Origin of the sequence: Exiguobacterium sp. s89 (assembly GCF_018617735.1) — a bacterium.
Taxonomy (GTDB): Bacteria; Bacillota; Bacilli; order Exiguobacteriales; family Exiguobacteriaceae; genus Exiguobacterium; species Exiguobacterium marinum.
The window spans coordinates 227,700-245,022 of the sequence record NZ_JACSKS010000002.1 but is presented as its reverse complement, the minus strand read 5'-3'; the positions used below and the strand labels follow the sequence as shown (position 1 = coordinate 245,022).

The 17,323-nt window shown below is 47.2% G+C and carries 20 protein-coding genes; all 20 read right to left on the bottom strand.

Translation table 11 applies throughout. The features are described 5' to 3' along the window. Positions 1–57: 57 nt before the first annotated feature. Positions 58–1,359: a UDP-N-acetylglucosamine 1-carboxyvinyltransferase gene (murA, locus tag KNO96_RS07275; protein WP_214703172.1), complete on the bottom strand. Its 1,302-nt coding sequence runs from the start codon at positions 1,357–1,359 to the stop codon at positions 58–60. A 239-nt stretch (positions 1,360–1,598) separates the two neighbouring features. Continuing rightward, positions 1,599–1,817: a DUF1146 family protein gene (locus KNO96_RS07270; RefSeq protein ID WP_084483563.1), complete on the bottom strand. Its 219-nt coding sequence runs from the start codon at positions 1,815–1,817 to the stop codon at positions 1,599–1,601. Positions 1,818–2,017: 200 nt separating this feature from the next. Continuing rightward, complete coding sequence (locus tag KNO96_RS07265; RefSeq protein WP_214703171.1) at positions 2,018–3,208, bottom strand: EAL and HDOD domain-containing protein; 1,191 nt, start codon at positions 3,206–3,208, stop codon at positions 2,018–2,020. Positions 3,209–3,356: 148 nt separating this feature from the next. After that, positions 3,357–3,767: a F0F1 ATP synthase subunit epsilon gene (locus KNO96_RS07260; RefSeq protein ID WP_026825095.1), complete on the bottom strand. Its 411-nt coding sequence runs from the start codon at positions 3,765–3,767 to the stop codon at positions 3,357–3,359. 28 nt (positions 3,768–3,795) lie between these two features. Next, positions 3,796–5,199: a F0F1 ATP synthase subunit beta gene (atpD, locus tag KNO96_RS07255; protein ID WP_371742778.1), complete on the bottom strand. Its 1,404-nt coding sequence runs from the start codon at positions 5,197–5,199 to the stop codon at positions 3,796–3,798. A gap of 49 nt (positions 5,200–5,248) precedes the next feature. Further along, positions 5,249–6,106: an ATP synthase F1 subunit gamma gene (gene atpG, locus KNO96_RS07250; protein WP_214703170.1), complete on the bottom strand. Its 858-nt coding sequence runs from the start codon at positions 6,104–6,106 to the stop codon at positions 5,249–5,251. A 36-nt stretch (positions 6,107–6,142) separates the two neighbouring features. Next, on the bottom strand, positions 6,143–7,651 hold the full coding sequence (atpA, locus tag KNO96_RS07245; protein WP_026825092.1) for a F0F1 ATP synthase subunit alpha: 1,509 nt from the start codon (positions 7,649–7,651) through the stop codon (positions 6,143–6,145). An 18-nt stretch (positions 7,652–7,669) separates the two neighbouring features. After that, positions 7,670–8,203: a F0F1 ATP synthase subunit delta gene (locus KNO96_RS07240; RefSeq protein ID WP_026825091.1), complete on the bottom strand. Its 534-nt coding sequence runs from the start codon at positions 8,201–8,203 to the stop codon at positions 7,670–7,672. Further along, positions 8,203–8,730 carry a F0F1 ATP synthase subunit B gene (gene atpF, locus KNO96_RS07235; protein WP_026825090.1) on the bottom strand — a complete coding sequence of 176 codons (528 nt, stop codon included), beginning with the start codon at positions 8,728–8,730 and terminating at the stop codon, positions 8,203–8,205. The genes KNO96_RS07240 and atpF overlap by 1 nt, the downstream gene beginning before the upstream one ends. A 71-nt stretch (positions 8,731–8,801) precedes the next feature. After that, positions 8,802–9,023: a F0F1 ATP synthase subunit C gene (atpE, locus tag KNO96_RS07230; protein ID WP_012727360.1), complete on the bottom strand. Its 222-nt coding sequence runs from the start codon at positions 9,021–9,023 to the stop codon at positions 8,802–8,804. 65 nt (positions 9,024–9,088) lie between these two features. Further along, entirely contained in the window at positions 9,089–9,826 is a 738-nt protein-coding gene (gene atpB / locus KNO96_RS07225; RefSeq protein ID WP_026825089.1) for a F0F1 ATP synthase subunit A, read from the bottom strand. Then, the gene (locus KNO96_RS07220; RefSeq protein ID WP_026825088.1) at positions 9,826–10,233 is read right to left on the bottom strand and encodes an ATP synthase subunit I; all 408 of its coding nucleotides are present in this window, start codon (positions 10,231–10,233) and stop codon (positions 9,826–9,828) included. Before KNO96_RS07220 ends, atpB begins: the two co-directional genes overlap by 1 nt. After that, a complete protein-coding gene (locus KNO96_RS07215) occupies positions 10,230–10,457 on the bottom strand; it encodes a hypothetical protein (RefSeq protein WP_026825087.1) in 228 nt (75 codons plus the stop codon). The genes KNO96_RS07220 and KNO96_RS07215 overlap by 4 nt, the downstream gene beginning before the upstream one ends. A gap of 659 nt (positions 10,458–11,116) precedes the next feature. Further along, positions 11,117–11,746: a uracil phosphoribosyltransferase gene (gene upp / locus KNO96_RS07210; RefSeq protein WP_026825086.1), complete on the bottom strand. Its 630-nt coding sequence runs from the start codon at positions 11,744–11,746 to the stop codon at positions 11,117–11,119. A gap of 97 nt (positions 11,747–11,843) precedes the next feature. Further along, entirely contained in the window at positions 11,844–13,058 is a 1,215-nt protein-coding gene (locus tag KNO96_RS07205; RefSeq protein WP_214703169.1) for a hypothetical protein, read from the bottom strand. A 207-nt stretch (positions 13,059–13,265) separates the two neighbouring features. Continuing rightward, positions 13,266–13,931 (bottom strand): hypothetical protein, encoded by a 666-nt coding sequence (locus tag KNO96_RS07200; protein WP_214703168.1) that lies wholly within the window; start codon positions 13,929–13,931, stop codon positions 13,266–13,268. 110 nt (positions 13,932–14,041) lie between these two features. Continuing rightward, complete coding sequence (locus KNO96_RS07195) at positions 14,042–15,277, bottom strand: sensor histidine kinase (RefSeq protein WP_214703167.1); 1,236 nt, start codon at positions 15,275–15,277, stop codon at positions 14,042–14,044. A gap of 3 nt (positions 15,278–15,280) precedes the next feature. Next, entirely contained in the window at positions 15,281–15,958 is a 678-nt protein-coding gene (locus KNO96_RS07190) for a response regulator transcription factor (RefSeq protein WP_026825082.1), read from the bottom strand. Between the two features lie 66 nt (positions 15,959–16,024). Further along, the gene (locus KNO96_RS07185; protein WP_214703166.1) at positions 16,025–16,273 is read right to left on the bottom strand and encodes a hypothetical protein; all 249 of its coding nucleotides are present in this window, start codon (positions 16,271–16,273) and stop codon (positions 16,025–16,027) included. 99 nt (positions 16,274–16,372) lie between these two features. Continuing rightward, positions 16,373–17,320 (bottom strand): hypothetical protein, encoded by a 948-nt coding sequence (locus KNO96_RS07180; protein WP_214703165.1) that lies wholly within the window; start codon positions 17,318–17,320, stop codon positions 16,373–16,375. Between the last annotated feature and the right edge of the window lie 3 nt (positions 17,321–17,323).

The following is a 17,323-nucleotide window of genomic DNA, read 5'->3' as shown; positions in this document are numbered from 1 at the left end:
TCTTCATTGAAAAGAGCGAGAAGAGTCTCTCCTCGCCCTCTATTTCGTGTTCGTCTCTTAGTTCTGAACCATTTCTTCAGCAACTTCGACAGTCCCTTCAATACGCTCGATGTCGGCACCGAGTGCTTGAAGTTTCTTGTGGAAGTCGACGTATCCACGGTCGATATGATATAAATCACCAACGCGTGTCTCTTTTTCTGCGATGAGACCTGCGAGAATAAGTGATGCTCCAGCACGAAGGTCAGTTGCAACGACCTCTGCTCCTTGAAGGCCTACGCCTCCTTTGACGATTGCTGAACGTCCTTCAATCTTAATATCCGCATTCATGCGACGGAACTCTTCCACGTGCATGAAACGATTCTCGAACACCGTTTCCGTAATGACAGATGTGCCACCTGCTTTCAAGACGAGTGCCATCATTTGCGATTGCATGTCTGTCGGGAATCCAGGGTGTGGCATTGTCTTCACATCAACCGGCTTCAACTCATCCGGTGCTGAGACACGCATGCCTTCAGCAGTATCCTCGAAACGAACACCCATCTCTTCCATTTTTGAAATGAGTGGACGAAGATGTTCACGTTCTGCGCCGATGACTTCGATGTCACTTCCTGTAATCGCGCCGGCGACGAGGAATGTACCTGCTTCGATGCGATCAGGAATGATTGAGTGCTCTGCGCCGAGGAGTGCTTCCACACCTTCGATGCGAATCGTTTCTGTACCTGCACCGCGTACGTGTGCGCCCATTCCGTTCAAAAAGTTCGCAAGGTCTACGATTTCAGGTTCTTTTGCAACGTTTTCGATGATGGTCGTACCCTCTGCGAGCACAGCAGCCATCATGATGTTCTCAGTCGCACCAACAGATGGGAAGTCCAAGTAAATCTTAGCACCCTGAAGGCGACCTTCTACAGAGGCTTCTACGAATCCGTTCCCGATGACCGTCTTCGCACCCATCGCTTCGAATCCTTTTAAATGGAGGTCAATTGGACGTGAGCCGATCGAGCATCCGCCTGGCATCGCTACACGAGCATGACCAAGACGAGCGAGAAGAGGTCCCATGACGAGGATTGAAGCACGCATCTTACGGACGTACTCAAGCGGTGCTTCATCTTTGATGTTGCCCGACGCATCGACAGTTACTTCATTCTTTTCTTCATTGAACGATACCTCTGCACCGAGGTGACGAAGTACTTTATTAATCGTGTACACGTCAGCAAGACGTGGTACATTTTGTAAGATTGACTTTCCTTCGCTAGCTAATAGAGTGGCAACCAATGTTTTAAGTACGGCGTTTTTTGCTCCCTCAACGCGTACAGTACCTGACAGTTTACGTCCTCCACGGACTACAATCAAATCCTTCATATCTCTCTTTGTCCTCCAACTTCGTTGTTTTTTTATATAATGCGTCGTGATCCGTTTCCGGATGTGATGATGTCGATTATTAGAATGGTTTGTAAAACGTGATGGTTTTTCATTTCACAAAAAATGAAATAAATAAATGCAAACGAAATGAAAACGCATCATGTCAGACGAATTTATCCTACATGATAATCATATAGGAGTCGTTACAGCAGGATTACAGTTTGTTAAATATTCTGCGACTACTGTATAGGTGCGAGCGCCTGCGCCAATCGGATATACTCCAAAAAGAACTGGGCAATCAGTGAACCGAAGACGACAGCTACGAGAACACGCAAAACTGCTGCTTGCGGACTCTTCACTTGATTGAGCAACTTATCCCATTTGACGGGTAAGAGCGCCCACCAAGCGACGTAAATCGCTATAACGTAAATCGCTAGCGAAAATACGGTATTGATCATCGACGATTCCCCTCTTTTCTAAAATTCGTACCATTTTTAATCATATCATGTCATGTTAGAGAAAAAAAGACTCAGTGTCTCAAGCTTCGAGCGGTTTGAACCATTCGACCAACTCACTTTCTCTACAAGCACACCAAAAAGGACGTCATCAGCAGTAAGGTCTTACTACATTAATTGACGCCCCTCACATATTTCAAACATCATTCATCGGATTCGTCAAGGCTACGTGACCAACGAATTGCTTCGACATAATATTGAGACCAATCTGAATTTGTGTTATGAATAGGAATTGTCAACTTTTCATAAGCGATGACTTCTTCGAGTAACACTCGTAACCCATTCTGTTCCCCAAGGAGCGCTGCCTTCACAAAAGGCGCTACCGGCAACTCCACAATCAGCGCTTGCATCGACTCATCCAAAATGACATCGAGTGATGAGAAAATCCCGGTAATAAACGCATCAAACGGTGATACATCATCTAACGTATCCTCTGCAATCAATTCCATCATCTTGCCACGAATAACGCTCTGTTTAATTAATTCTTTTGACTCAGACGTTTGCATCTCCCGAAGTAACATCAAATACGACCACCGCTTCAACTCATCCAATCCGATTCGCGCGACGGCTTGTTCGATCGATTGAATCGTGCGACGACCTTTTTGATACACCGTATTGACCGTACGGAGCATCTTATAGGATAAGTCGACACTTCGCTCGATTTGCGCTGAAATGCGCTGGAAACTCGGTTCCGGACGATCGAGCTCTTTTAACATTTCAATGAGCGTATGACGTAACGGATGAACTTCAGCCCCGTGAACAACAATCGGACGACTGAAGAAGTAGCCTTGAAACATTTTATAACCTAATCGTTTCGCAATCTCGTACTCTGCCGGTGTCTCGATTTTTTCCGCTAAAAATTCAACCCGATGTCCAAGTGCATCAATCAATTTTTGTTGTTGATCCACTGGTGTCGCTTGATAATCGATTTTGATGATGTCGGCTAATCCGATCAATGGCCGATACTTCTCCTCAAACACGAAATCATCAAGTGCAATCGTATACCCTTGACGTCTCAATGAACGAAGAGCATGTAAAACTTTTTCAGTCGGTTCGACATGTTCGAGCACTTCAATGACGAGCGATTGACGAGGTAGCAGTGACGGCACTTCTCCTTCAATCAGCGTTTGAGGAAAGTTGATAAATGCACGTGTCCCCTCCGTCAACTCCCGAAAATTAAAGACGAGATATGCGTTATGGATGACATCGGCCGTCGCTAACGAATCATCGACATTTTCAAAGATATTATTTTCGCTGCGGCGATATAACAATTCATAGCCGCAAACACGTAATTGTTGATCAAAAATCGGTTGTCGCGCAACGTAAACTTTCATCCTTTAATCTCCTTTGCAATCATTCCCACTCTTATTATCGGTCTTCTTCCATATATTTTATACTAGTCATGTCATTTAGAAGCGCGACAAAAGGCCCATCTTTTACACGAACCAAAAAAACTCCCACACTTTCGTGTGAGAGTCATGATTATTCATTGATATCGCGAATGCTCAAGCGGTTGATCGCTTTTTTAAGCGCAAGCTCCGCACGACGGAATTCGAGTTCTGAGAGCTTTGAGTCTTGAAGACGACGCTCGGCCCGAACTTTCGCCGCAGAAGCGCGGTCATAGTCAATCTTATCCGCCATTTCGGCTGTTTCAGCTAAGATCGTCACCGTATCGGGACGAACTTCCATGAAACCACCGCTGATTGCGATCAGCGTGCGTCCACCATCTTCGTGGCGCAGTTTGAGGACTGAGACGTCGAGTGGTGTCACCATCGGGATGTGCTTCGGTAAAATACCAAGCTCACCAGTGACCGATTTGGCGATGACCATTCGTGCGTCCCCTTCAAAGGCTGCACCATCTGGGGTGACGACGTTGACGTGAACAGTATTCATCGTCTAGTTTCCCCCTTCCGCGTAGGTCTTAGACCAACGTCTTCGCTTTTTCGATGACGTCTTCGATTGGACCGACGAGACGGAATGCATCTTCAGGGAGATCATCGTGTTTACCTTCGAGGATCTCTTTGAAGCCACGAACTGTCTCTTTGACTGGTACGTACGAACCTTTTTGGCCTGTAAACTGCTCAGCCACGTGGAAGTTTTGTGATAAGAAGAACTGAATACGACGTGCACGGTGAACCGTGAGTTTGTCGTCTTCAGACAACTCGTCCATCCCAAGGATAGCGATGATGTCTTGAAGTTCTTTATAGCGTTGAAGCGTCTGCTGCACGTCACGTGCTACCGCATAATGCTCTTTTCCGACGATGTCAGGTGAAAGGGCACGTGATGTTGAAGCGAGTGGGTCAACGGCTGGGTAAATCCCCATCTCTGAAAGACGACGCTCAAGGTTCGTTGTTGCATCAAGGTGAGCGAACGTTGTCGCTGGAGCCGGGTCCGTATAGTCATCGGCCGGTACATATACCGCTTGAATCGATGTAACTGATCCTTTGGCAGTCGATGTAATCCGCTCTTGAAGCATACCCATTTCAGTAGCAAGTGTCGGCTGGTAACCTACCGCTGATGGCATACGTCCGAGAAGGGCCGAAACTTCCGAACCTGCTTGTGTGAAACGGAAAATGTTATCGACGAAGAGAAGAACGTCTTGTCCCTGCTCGTCACGGAAGTATTCCGCCATTGTCAAACCAGTCAAGGCAACACGAAGACGTGCGCCTGGTGGTTCGTTCATCTGTCCGAATACCATCGCTGTTTGCTTGATAACTCCTGAGTCCGTCATCTCGTGGAACAAGTCATTTCCTTCACGTGTACGCTCACCGACTCCTGCGAATACAGAAATCCCGCTGTGCTCTTGCGCGATGTTGTTGATGAGTTCCTGGATAAGAACGGTCTTCCCTACACCGGCACCACCGAAGAGTCCGATTTTACCACCTTTGATATAAGGTGCGAGAAGGTCGACGACTTTGATCCCTGTTTCAAGGATTTCAACTTTCGTTGACAATTCGTCGAATGTTGGCGCTTGACGGTGAATCGGTGCACGAAGCACGTCAGCTGCCACTTCTTTATCATCGATTGGGTTACCAAGAACGTTGAAGACACGTCCAAGTGTCATTTCTCCAACCGGTACCGAAATCGGTGAGCCTAAGTCAAGTACTTCCATACCGCGGCGAACGCCGTCAGTTGAGTCCATCGCAATCGTACGGACCGTGTCGTCACCAAGGTGAACAGCTACTTCGAGCGTCAAGTCGACACTAACATCTTCTGCCGTCGCTGCCACGTGAGTGACTTTGAGAGCATTGTAGATGTTCGGTAAGTGGTTGTCGAACTTCACGTCGATAACTGGGCCCATGACTGCGACTACGCGGCCTTTCATGCCGTATTCGTTCATCGTGTTAGCCTCCTACAATCTAGAGGGCGCGCGCTTATTCCAGCGCCGCCGCACCTCCGACAATCTCTGTGATTTCTTGTGTGATCGCTGCTTGACGCGCGCGGTTGAATTTGAGTTTGAGTCCGCGAATGAGCTCATCCGCATTGTCCGTCGCATTCGACATCGCCGTCATCCGGGCTGCGTGCTCTGATACTTTCGCATCGAGCAATGCGCCGTAGATGAGTCCTTCCGCATAACGTGGGAGGAGCGCCGCTAAGATCGTTTCTTCTTCTGGTTCGTATTCATACATCACATTGGATGCGGACTGTTCGATATCCCCGAGCGGGAGCAATTGTTGAATCTTCACTTCTTGGCTGATGACCGAGATGAATGAGTTGAAGCAGAGCTTCAATTCATCAATCTCGCTCTCGCTGAAGGCACCAACCGTCTGCTTGACGATCTCTGTGACTTCAACAAAAGTTGGTTGGTCGTTTAGCCCTGTCATCGCGCTATACACCGGAATGTTGCGTGACTTGAAGAACTGGACACCGACTTTTCCGATTACATAAAGACGATACTCATCTGTTGATGCGTGCTTGTCTTTCAGTTCACGGTACACGTCACGCAAGACACTGGCGTTATATCCGCCTGCGAGTCCACGGTCTGACGTGATGACGATATAACCAGTCCGTTTGACGGGACGTACTTGAAGCATCGGGTGTGTCGCGCCTGATGTACCACTGGCGATCGACGAGATGACTTCTTCCAACTTTTCCATGTACGGTTTGAAGTTGGCGTTGTTCCCTTGGGCCCGGTTCAACTTCGACGCCGACACCATGTTCATCGCTTTCGTGATTTGCTTCGTGCTTTGGGTCGAGGTGATCCGCATCTGGATCTCACGTAATGATGCCATTTCGATTCACCACCTTAATAGACGCTCGTCACCGGATTAAACCGATGGCGAGAACGTCTTTTTGAATTCCGTAATTGCATCGACCATTGCCTCGTCTGAAGGAAGGTTTCCTGTCTGACGGATTTCACGGCAGAGGTCTTTACGGTTTTGGTCGAGCCATGCGTTCATTTCTGTTTCAAAACGACGAATGTCTTCGACTGGGATGTCATCGAGATGACCTTTCGTGAGTGCGTAGATGATGATAACTTGCTTGTCTACTGAAAGCGGTTCGTTCAAGTCTTGTTTCAAGACTTCAACCGTACGCTGACCACGGTTCAACTTTGCTTGCGTCGCTTTATCGAGATCTGACCCGAACTGTGCGAACGCTTCAAGCTCACGGTATGATGCGAGGTCAAGACGAAGTGTACCAGCAACTTTCTTCATCGCCTTCACCTGAGCCGAACCACCAACACGTGATACTGAAAGACCGGCGTTAATCGCTGGACGTACCCCAGAGAAGAAGAGGTCCGACTGAAGGAAAATCTGACCATCCGTGATCGAAATAACGTTTGTCGGAATATATGCTGAGATATCCGATGCTTGTGTCTCGATGAACGGAAGTGCTGTCAATGAACCACCGCCGAGTTCGTCGTTCAACTTCGCCGCACGCTCAAGAAGGCGTGAGTGGAGGTAGAAGACATCCCCTGGGTAGGCTTCGCGGCCTGGAGGACGGCGGAGAAGAAGCGAGAGCTCACGGTAAGCTGCCGCTTGTTTCGAGAGATCATCATATACGACGAGGACGTGTTGTCCACGGTCCATGAAGTACTCACCCATCGATACCCCTGCGAATGGTGCGAGGTAAAGAAGTGGTGCCGGCTGTGATGCCGATGCCGAAACAACGATTGTATAGTCGAGCGCGCCGTTTTGACGAAGCGTCTCTACTACGCCACGTACAGTCGATTCTTTCTGACCGATAGCAACGTAAATACAAATCATATTTTCTTCTTTTTGGTTGATGATTGTATCGATCGCAACCGATGTTTTACCTGTTTGACGGTCACCGATGATGAGCTCACGCTGACCACGACCGATTGGAACGAGGGCGTCAATCGCCTTAATTCCTGTTTGAAGTGGTTCGTGAACTGATTTACGTGCCATAACGCCATAAGCTTTACGCTCAATCGGGTTATAGTTGTCGGTCACGATTGGTCCTTGACCATCGATTGGTTGTCCGAGCGGGTTCACGACACGTCCGAGGAGTGCTTCACCAACTGGAACTTCCATGATGCGACCTGTACGTTTGACAGAGTCGCCTTCTTTGATGCCTTTGTAATCGCCAAGGATGATAATCCCGACGTTACCTTCTTCTAAATTTTGCGCCAAGCCCATTACGCCGTTAGAGAACTCTACGAGTTCCCCCGCCATAACGTTATCGAGTCCGTGTGCACGAGCGATACCGTCACCTACTTGAATGACTGTACCTGTCTCACTGACTTCGATTTCAGAACCGTACGAAGCGATTCGTTCTTTTAGCAGGGCGCTGATTTCTTCAGCTTTGATTGTCATTGAATTCACCCCTATTTCTTACGCATTCAACAATTCACGCTCAAGGCGTGTAAGTTTCGTTTCGATCGTATCATCGTACGTCGTGTATCCGACCTGGACACGGAGTCCACCGATGACTTCTTCATCGACGACGTTCTTCAATTGGAGCGTCTTCCCAAGCTTCTCTCCAAAGACGAGTTCAACGTCTTTCAAGTCTGTTGCCGACAACGGGAAGGCGCTTGTGACAATACCCTCTGCAATCCCACGGTAGTCGTTGATGAAATCGCGGACGTAACGTGGCAATGCGCGAACCTCTGCCGCACGGTCGTTCTCGACCATGACGAGAAGTGTGTTCACGACAATCGCCGTCATATCACCAAAGCTGTCTTTTAAAAGTTGTGCAAGCTCGCTGTCACTGACTGCCGGATTTGTTAAGAGATCCATGAGTTCAGGAGTCGCGTGGAGCACTTCATCGAGCAGACGCACTTCCGCTTCGACTTGGTCGAGCGTGCCTTGTTCCCGCGCTAAGTCGAAGAGCGCTTTGGCATAGCGTTTTGCTAATGATGCGTTCATCAGTTCGCACCTTTCGCTTTAGACAGGAAGTCTGTGACGAGGGCACGTTGTTTCGCTTCATCGCCTTTAAGGTCTGATTGAAGGACGTGGCGTGCTGCCGAGAGCGCCTGTGTGACGACTTCGGTTTGAAGGGATTGTTTCGCAAGCTCACGCTCGCGCTCAATCGCTTTCTCTGCCTCGATTTTAATTTGTTCGGATTCCAAACGCGCCTGCTCCACCAAGCGTGCTTGTTCCGCTTCTGCTTGTCGACGGCTTGCATCGAGCATTTCTTTCGACTCTGTACGTGCCGCACTAAGTGCATCACGTTGTTCGACGACATAGTTTTCCGCATCTTTGCGGCTCTTTTCAGCGAGTTCAATTTCGTTCGCTACATACTCTTCACGCTGTCTCATCATTCCAAGGAGTGGTCCCCAAGCAAATTTCTTCAACAGGGCCAAGAGTACGAGGAATGTGAAAATTGTAAAGATCATATCCAGAATGCGGAGGCCTTCGCCGCCAGCACCAGCTGCAATCATCATCGTATCCATGCATACCCTCCTCTTGACTAAATAAGTGAGGGAGACGTGCTCCCTCTTATGCTATTCTCGTTAACTCGAAATCAAGAGTTGAGGAGAAGGAAACCGACAGCCACACCGATGATCGGGAGGGCCTCAACCAAACCGATACCGATGAACATCGTTTGACGAAGTTCGTTTTTGAGTTCTGGTTGACGTGCTTGTCCTTGTACTGTTCCGTATACGATCAAACCGTTACCGATACCAGCTGCGAGTGCTCCAAGTCCGATAACAAGTGCTGTTGCGAGAAGATTGAGTTGTTCCATTGTGTATATTCCTCCTAAAAGTTAAGTAAATAATTTGATTGTAACGCTTTGGCGAGATGTCCGAATTAATGTTCGGCCGAAGCTTTGTGCCCGATGTACACCATTGCAAGCGTCAGGAAAATGTAGGATTGGATAACCCCGATAAAGATTGAAAAACCTTGCCATAGAATCATTGGGAAGACCGCAAAGATTGCGCCGAGTGGGTTAAGTGCTCCTTCGGCTGTAATCGCGAGTCCCAAGATGATGGTAATCATGATTTCACCGGCAAAGATGTTACCGTATAGACGCAAACCGAGCGTCAACGTGTTTGCAAACTCCTCAATCAATTTGATCGGAAGCAAGAACCAGACTGGTTTCACGAACTCCGCCGAATAGTGTTTCAACCCGTGTAGCTTCACCCCATAATAGTGCGACATTGCAACGACGAGTGTCGACAACGCCAAGGTTACGTAAGGATCGGCCGTCGGTGAGTTGAACCACAGATAGTGTCCGGAAATGACGTTAAACGGTAGACCCATCAAGTTTGAGAAGAGAATGAACAAAATCAACGTCATCCCAAATCCGATAAAGCGGCCACCTGTCTTCCAGTCCATCGCACTTGCGATGATTCCACGTACGAACTCTGCGAAGAATTCCATGAAGTTTTGTTTGCCAGTCGGCTTCATAGCCAAACGTCTTGTCCCCCAGATGGCGAATGCGAAGACGAGTAAAGCTGCTATTAGCACTGTAATGACGTTCGTCCAGCTCCCGTATAACGTATAGTCCCCAAAGTGCAGAGAATATGTGGGAAACTCATGACCCATTAATATTCACCTCTTTTCCTGCTGAGCTGGGCAAGTGTAAACTCGCCAAATTGTATGATGTGGCCGGCGATTAGACCAGTTACCACCGCTATGACGGACACCCGATCCTCGTAGAGAAGACCGACTATCACTGCTAACGCACCGACCGCCATTCTTGAAACGGTCCCATGCGACTTTGGTCGTCGTCCATGCTCGATGACGTCATACATGCGAATGACGCTTCGATTCTGCATATGTAGAATAATGAGACTTCCGACCCCGCCGATGAACAACCCGAGAAATACGGCTTTATACATCGGGATGATGAGGGCGCCAATCAACAAAATCGCAAACCAGACGGTAAACCATTTCGTATAACGCTTCATCAATTCTTTCTGCGCTTTTCTGTCTGCTTGAATCGTATTCATTCGTCCTCTCCTGTCAATAAACTCCGAAGGGTGAGAACTAGCGCCGTAATCCCGAACACGAGTCCGAGGATAATCGACACATTCCAACCAAACGTGCCCCAAAATTCACGTCTTTCGCCGTACTGTCCGACGAGATAACCAATGACGATCGGTCCGGCAAGTGCTGTCGAGATTTGTGAAGCGAGCGAGGCGTAGGATAGATAACGATTGTCTTTTTTCGCCATCAGAATCCTCCTTTCGAGCATTACGTGATCCTCTGTTCTTCACTAATTCACACTCGCGTGACCATCAAAAGTCACACAAGTTCAGAGTAATAGAAATGGCATAAGAAGTCAATGGATTTCACAATTATAAAAGCGCTTTAAATCAAGTCATATCAATAGTTTTACGCACTTCATAAACTTAATGACTACTGCTCTTTTTTAAGAAAGTGTGAAGAAACGTTGAAATAAAAATGTTGACTTTATAACATTTCACAAAAGGAATCAGATGAAGAATAGTTCAGTTATACCCCCACGTTTTGGAAAATTCAATCCGTAAGCGTTTACGTTCACAAAGAGTTACGAAACGACTGGCATTTTTATTTTGAAATCGTTTTCAACGTCCTGTATCAGTATACCGAGGAAGTTTTTCCCGTGTCGAGCGATTTTACCCATTTTTTTGTGAGGAATCTCATTGTTCTCAGCATGGACATGTTTCCCGCGTTTCCAGAACCAAACTAGTGGTATACTTTTAAATATGAAGGAACAGCATGTTACTATCTCATATGATGATTCTCACCATCTTATTTTGTGTCTATTTCGTGACAACGACAGATGATAAGTAACCCTTTATAGCACTCATGAAAAAAGCGAAAATCGCACAGGCGACTCTCGCTTCATTTTTATTTTGTACCAAACAAACGGTCACCCGCATCTCCAAGTCCAGGAACGATATAACCGTGATCATTTAACTTTTCATCGAGTGCCGCGAGATAAATCTCCACATCCGGATGTTCTGCTTGCACACGTTCTACGCCTTCCGGTGCTGCACAAAGACAAGCCAACTTGATGGACTTCGCTCCGTGCTTTTTAAGTGAAGCGATAGCATCGGCAGCCGAACCGCCTGTTGCGAGCATCGGATCGACGACGATGAAGTCGCGTTCCGTCACGTCTGTCGGAAGTTTCAAGTAGTATTCATGTGGCTCAAGTGTTTCTGGATCGCGATAGAGACCGATGTGACCGACTTTTACGTTCGGCATCATTTTGAGGAACCCATCCACCATACCAAGTCCTGCACGTAAAATTGGGACGATTCCCAATTTCTTGCCGGCAATCATTTTTTGAGTCGAAACAGAGACCGGTGTCTCGATTTCTACGTCTGTCAGGGGTAGGCTACGCGTGATTTCGTATGCCATAAGTGAAGAAACTTCGTCAACGAGTTCACGGAACTGCTTCGTCCCCGTCTCGACTTTACGCATAATCGTCATTTTGTGCTGAATCAAAGGATGGTCATAAACATGTACTTTTCCCATCTTGCTTCACTCCTCTCTCATTCTCTCTCGAGCATTGTACCCTAACTCTCTAGAGATGGGTAGAGTCAACTTCTATTTTGTCAAAGGTCAGACACCCTCACGGTTGATTGACTTTGAAATAGTCATTCGAAGGTAATTCATATGACCTGGACGTTTTTTCGTCGACCAAGTAAAGTTCCGCTTCCGTTTTCCACACGTCAAATGACTGTTCCGTCAATTCTTCATACATGTGTAACTGTCCGGTCTGAACGGCTGTAGTCGGCATCTCTCGCATCTTTACGTGAAACAGCTCGTCAAACAATTCTTGGGTCTTCGGTCCGTCTAACCAAATGGTATTTTCGTCCGATTCGAAAACGGCCAACCTTGTCTCTCCGTCGGCCGGGCGTGACGACATTTTATTTGTCACCGGGCGACGGACATGACCCCAGATCTCAAGGACAGTGCCGTATGTTTTCGACAGTGCCAATGAAGTCTGTTTCGCCACATCTCCCTCAATCGGTTGATCTGATAAAATAATTCGCTTCATCAGTTCACGATGATCCCCTTCGAGAGAAAGCCCTTCTTCTTTTGTATCAATTTTCATATAAGGAGCCTCATACATACTCGAAAGAACGAGTTGTCTTGGCGATGACTCTTCTCCAAATCGAAGTGCGACACGATTATCGGCTCGCCTCGTCAAAAAGACATACCCTTCATTTTCTCCACTTTTAAACGGGAAGAGTTTCGGCTCGATAATCGGGTCGAGTGTGCGTCCATTCCTGACGGTCTCGAACGTCACATAAATCGCTCCCGTATCTGGTGTCGTGTAGCGAAAAGCCGAATTCGAAATAACCTCTTCATGACTGTCATTCAGGTTGAATACATTAACGATTTGTTTGATGTCGTCGACGCGTTCGAATTCAATCGTCGAAACCACGTCTGACTCTCGAAAGTAGTCTTCGTCGAGCGCTTCAAATTCTTGAATCGGTTTTACGGAAAAAGTTCGCTCCATCAGTTGATTGCTGTTCGAACAAGTGATATATCGCTTATTCCCTATCGCAAAGTACTTTACGGTTTTAGATCCGAGTACTTCATATAAAGGGTGATGGAATGTTACTTCTGCCACCTTAGCTCTTCGCTTCGGTAAGACATCGGTCGGTTGACGCTCGCAATATGTAAGAATTTGTTTTTTTGTTTGTTCTGATAATGACATCTCAGGTTCTTGCTCAACTCGATAGGAAGACAGAGGACGTAGTTCAATCGCATTCAACGTCTCGGCACCACATCCACTCAACAAGATACAACTGAGAAAGATTCCCCAACACACTCGCATTGATGTCCCATCCCATTCCCAATTAGGTGAAAAAAACCTAAATTTTTCTTGTACATCATAACATATAACCTATTTTTGTGATGATTTCAGAATTATTACGTTCCTGATGATGCCCCTAAAGCAATTCCATCCTTTTTCTGACTTAACGTCTAGCAACCAAAAAAGAACTAATCAATCAAAAGAGATTAGTTCTTTTCAGTCATTCCATCAGTCGTTTTCTCGCTCATCTTTAGATGAATCATCTTGCTCATACTGGTCGTCCTCTGATTCACAATCTACTTCAATGACTGCTTCATCTCGATTCAATTCAAGTTTGACGAAGTCTCCGACTCGCGGTGTGTCGTCATCAATTTCAGCACGTGCAGCTAGTGGATACGCTTTATCGGTTCCATCGATATTAATCGTAACTTCTTGACTCGTGAGTTTGACGAGTGTGCCGTAAACGTACCCATCATCGTCGCCACTCTCACGGTCCACTTCTTTCACTTCATCATTTCGATTCAATTCGAGCTTGACCCGGTCCCCAACTCGCGGCGTGTCATCGTCGATTTCATGTGTGGTTGCTAAACGGTATGTGGATTCTTTTCCATTGAAGCTAATGGTGACATCCTCTTTCGACAACTTCACGAGTGTACCGTACAGTGCATAGTCGTCCCCATCCTCCACTTGTGATGATGAATCATCTGATGCGTTACTCGAGTCATCCGGTGTAGCGGAATCACTTGAGTTGTCCGCTGATGGATTGCCGCTCGTTTGGTTGATTGCTTGTGGCTCGATAACCGTGTCCGTCTGATTACCACTAACATAAAATCCAATCCCTACAATTGCCATGACGCCAAGTAAAGCTCCGATGATCCAGCCGATGCGTTTCATGTTATTTCCTCCTCGTTGTGTTCCGTTCTTCTTATTTTCATCATAAGCTTTGTGCGTGAGAGAGCATTTAAGGCTTCATTAAAATTTGATGAGAAAATAAGGAACATTCATCATCGAGTCAGGAAAAATACACTACCATCGGGATCATTCGATATACTTCCAATCGTCCATTCATTCAAGTCCGCCACTTCTTTCGCAATCGCAAGACCGAGACCGCTTCCACTTCGATCTCGTGCTTCATCCAATCGATAAAATCGGTCGAACAGACGATTTCTTATTTCATCTGAAAGGATTGGTCCTCGATCACGTACTTCAATCCGATCACTCTTCAAATGAAGAGTCGTCTCCTCTGCATACTTCAAACTATTATCAATCAAAATGACAAGAATCCGTTGTAACGACTCACGATGACCAAACCAACTGCCCGTCGCTTCGATGGGGAGGTGGACGCCGTGCGACCGTAAAAAACGTTCCGTTAACGATTCCCCGAGTTCAGCTAAATCGATTTCTTCTCGGTCGACCTGATCGAGTGCCGTGAATCGATTCAATTCGAGCATGGGTTCAATCAAGTCATTTCGCATTTGTCGCGACTCCGTCAAAATATGATCAATCGCTTCGTTGCGCACACCCTCATCTTCTTGTCCCCATCGTTGTAATAACTTCGCATAGCCTTCGATGACGGTCAACGGTGTCTTAAGTTCATGTGAAACATCGGCGACGAAACGGCGTTGTTGCTCCATCGTTCCTTCGACCCGCTCGATCATATGATTGAATCCGTGCGAGAGTGTCGTCACTTCATCCTTTCTGTCATCCACTTCGATCGTCTCTAACTTCCCGGATTTGGTGATGCGTTCCATCGTGTCTGTCAATCGTCGTAACGGTGACAAGCCTTGACGTAAAATCCACCACGTTCCAAAGAATGTCGATATAACTGCAAGGAAAAACATGACAAGAAATATGGTTGCGAGTGCTTGAATCGTGTTGCTCACGGCCCGATCTTGAAAGCCGAACGCTAAGCCGTCGGTCGTTGCGACCACAAACCAGTCATCAATAAGTGCCGGCTCGCCATAATTGATGGGGAATGTCGTCCCATTCGGTACCTCTCCACCGATGATTCCCCACTCTCCGCTTTCTTGGCGTTCCAATACGACACTATCCTTATGGAGCGATAATACGGCATCACTATTCCGGACATCTTCTTCTAAAATATTCAGTGCTTGCAGTAACACGTCAAAGCGCGAATCCACAATCTCTTGACGGGCAACGAACCATGTCACACCAAACGAGATGAAAAGGAGAATCAACATGAATCCTGTCATCGCCCATGCGATTTTTGTTCGTAACATCGGTCACTCACCACGCTTCAACATATAGCCGACACCGCGGACCGTTTGAATCCAGGAACCTGTCAATTTTTTTCGAACATAGCGGACATATACATCCACGACGTTCGTATCACCGAAATAATCAAATCCCCATACTTGTTCGACGAGTTGATCACGTGTCAGCACACGCTCAGGATGTTCTAAAAAGAAAACCAATAGATCAAATTCGCGACGTGTCAAATCGACTTTATTTCCTTCACAATATACTTCATGCCGATTCACATCGATCGTTAATGTCTCATATGTTAACACTAATTCAGAATGGTCTTGATGAACGAGCTGACGCATGCGCAAAAAAGCTCGAATCCGGGCAAGCACTTCTTCTATTTCAAACGGTTTCGTGATGTAGTCGTCTGCACCGAGGTCGAGACCGCTCACTTTATCGTAGCGATCTCCTCGAGCTGTCACCATCAGAACCGGCAGCAGAGGTCGCTCTTCTTTCAGACGACGAACCACCTCAAGTCCACTCATCTGAGGCAACATAATATCGAGTAAGACGAGGTCGATGTCATCGGCAAGTGCCCTCTCCAAACCACCACGACCGTCCGTGGCCACGACGACGGCATATCCCGCATGCTTCAACTCCAACTCTAACAATCGTGCAATCTTCAAATCATCTTCTACGACGAGAATCGTCTGCATCCCGCTCACTCCTTTGAAAAAAACGCCGAGCAACTCGCTCGACGTATTATTATTCATTTCCCGAAATCAATCAGCAAAAAACAGACGAACTCCTTCTGGAATCGCTTGCTCGACCCGTCTTTCTAACTCATCTTCCCATTCATCCCACGTCGTATCGACTTGATCGATCTGCTGTTCGACTTCCATCGCCGCCAGGGATAGTTGAGTCAAGCTAGATTGGCCGGGGGGAGTGAAGAATAAGAATCCGGCAAGTCCGATTCCTATAAGTCCGATTGCGAAAAGCGTTGTTCCAATAGTTTTCATTACACGTTTCATACACGCATCCCTCCTACTCAAATCATACGACAAGAAAACGAGAAATCGTGGTGGCCTTCATTAGAATTCTATGAGAAAAGGCGCCGCTCACGCAGCACCTTACTCTTCGAGCACAGACTTCGCAATCGGTGCCCAATATGTCCCTTCCATTTCTGAAACGGTCGTCAACGTATCGCGATAAGCGGGATCATTTGCCTTTTTCTCGGCAATCCCTTTCATCCATAAAACATCCGCTTTATAACCGGATTCCGGATAAGAATCGACATAATTTGCATAATCATTAATTTCTGCTTGTCCTAACTTATTGTCGACGAGAAGTCGATAAAATCCGACTGCTTGTTCTTGACCAGCTTTCGCTTTACCACCCAATAGTCGATCAGCTTTTTCGTACTGCTTGTCTTGAACGAGCGCTTCAACTTCGGTCAGCGGGACAATATTCGTTGAAACGGCCGGTGCTTCTTCTGTTGACTCAGTCGGTTTCTGATCGTCCGAATCTTGAAGTTTCTCATTCTCTTCTTCGAGTCGCGCGACTTCCGCTTCTAACTCCTCAAGGCGTTCCGCGAGCGCCTCCTCCTCGGTCACCGTCTCCATGACGACTTGGTCCGATTCGTCCGGTGTAACGACTGGAGGTTCAGCATTTGGCCAAAACGCGAGCACGCCCGCCGCGAGACCGACGACTAGTGGAAGCCCCAGCCATTTCTTATCAAACTTGAACACTTGTCGCCATTCGGCTAAATCCGAATGTTGGATGACAGCCGACGAGAACGAACGAAAGCGGCGCTTGGCCGCTTTTTTCCCGTTCGCCTTCACTTCTAGCGCAAGACCTAGTCGATGGAAAGCAGCAGGCACTTTCATCCCGAGGAGCGGCACGATTCGTTCGCTCGCTTCTTCATAATAGCCATGGTCGAGGAGCGTCGTGATGACCTCAAACTCACTGGCGACAAGACGGAAAGAAGGGTCGTATTCCCCTTTACGAGCCAACCATTCCGTCATATCGAACAATGGAAGTTCGGATAGCTCTCGTTCTGCTAGTGTCCGGATATCCATTGA

Excerpts from the sequence above, each read along its gene's own strand:
- murA (WP_214703172.1), bottom strand. The coding sequence starts at position 1,359 with ATGAAGGATTTGATTGTAGTCCGTGGAGGACGTAAACTGTCAGGTACT.
- KNO96_RS07270 (WP_084483563.1), bottom strand. The coding sequence starts at position 1,817 with ATGATCAATACCGTATTTTCGCTAGCGATTTACGTTATAGCGATTTAC.
- KNO96_RS07265 (WP_214703171.1), bottom strand. The coding sequence starts at position 3,208 with ATGAAAGTTTACGTTGCGCGACAACCGATTTTTGATCAACAATTACGT.
- KNO96_RS07260 (WP_026825095.1), bottom strand. The coding sequence starts at position 3,767 with ATGAATACTGTTCACGTCAACGTCGTCACCCCAGATGGTGCAGCCTTT.
- atpD (WP_371742778.1), bottom strand. The coding sequence starts at position 5,199 with ATGAAAGGCCGCGTAGTCGCAGTCATGGGCCCAGTTATCGACGTGAAG.
- atpG (WP_214703170.1), bottom strand. The coding sequence starts at position 6,106 with ATGGCATCATTACGTGAGATCCAGATGCGGATCACCTCGACCCAAAGC.
- atpA (WP_026825092.1), bottom strand. The coding sequence starts at position 7,651 with ATGACAATCAAAGCTGAAGAAATCAGCGCCCTGCTAAAAGAACGAATC.
- KNO96_RS07240 (WP_026825091.1), bottom strand. The coding sequence starts at position 8,203 with ATGAACGCATCATTAGCAAAACGCTATGCCAAAGCGCTCTTCGACTTA.
- atpF (WP_026825090.1), bottom strand. The coding sequence starts at position 8,730 with ATGGATACGATGATGATTGCAGCTGGTGCTGGCGGCGAAGGCCTCCGC.
- atpE (WP_012727360.1), bottom strand. The coding sequence starts at position 9,023 with ATGGAACAACTCAATCTTCTCGCAACAGCACTTGTTATCGGACTTGGA.
- atpB (WP_026825089.1), bottom strand. The coding sequence starts at position 9,826 with ATGGGTCATGAGTTTCCCACATATTCTCTGCACTTTGGGGACTATACG.
- KNO96_RS07220 (WP_026825088.1), bottom strand. The coding sequence starts at position 10,233 with ATGAATACGATTCAAGCAGACAGAAAAGCGCAGAAAGAATTGATGAAG.
- KNO96_RS07215 (WP_026825087.1), bottom strand. The coding sequence starts at position 10,457 with ATGGCGAAAAAAGACAATCGTTATCTATCCTACGCCTCGCTCGCTTCA.
- upp (WP_026825086.1), bottom strand. The coding sequence starts at position 11,746 with ATGGGAAAAGTACATGTTTATGACCATCCTTTGATTCAGCACAAAATG.
- KNO96_RS07205 (WP_214703169.1), bottom strand. The coding sequence starts at position 13,058 with ATGCGAGTGTGTTGGGGAATCTTTCTCAGTTGTATCTTGTTGAGTGGA.
- KNO96_RS07200 (WP_214703168.1), bottom strand. The coding sequence starts at position 13,931 with ATGAAACGCATCGGCTGGATCATCGGAGCTTTACTTGGCGTCATGGCA.
- KNO96_RS07195 (WP_214703167.1), bottom strand. The coding sequence starts at position 15,277 with ATGTTACGAACAAAAATCGCATGGGCGATGACAGGATTCATGTTGATT.
- KNO96_RS07190 (WP_026825082.1), bottom strand. The coding sequence starts at position 15,958 with ATGCAGACGATTCTCGTCGTAGAAGATGATTTGAAGATTGCACGATTG.
- KNO96_RS07185 (WP_214703166.1), bottom strand. The coding sequence starts at position 16,273 with ATGAAACGTGTAATGAAAACTATTGGAACAACGCTTTTCGCAATCGGA.
- KNO96_RS07180 (WP_214703165.1), bottom strand. The coding sequence starts at position 17,320 with ATGGATATCCGGACACTAGCAGAACGAGAGCTATCCGAACTTCCATTG.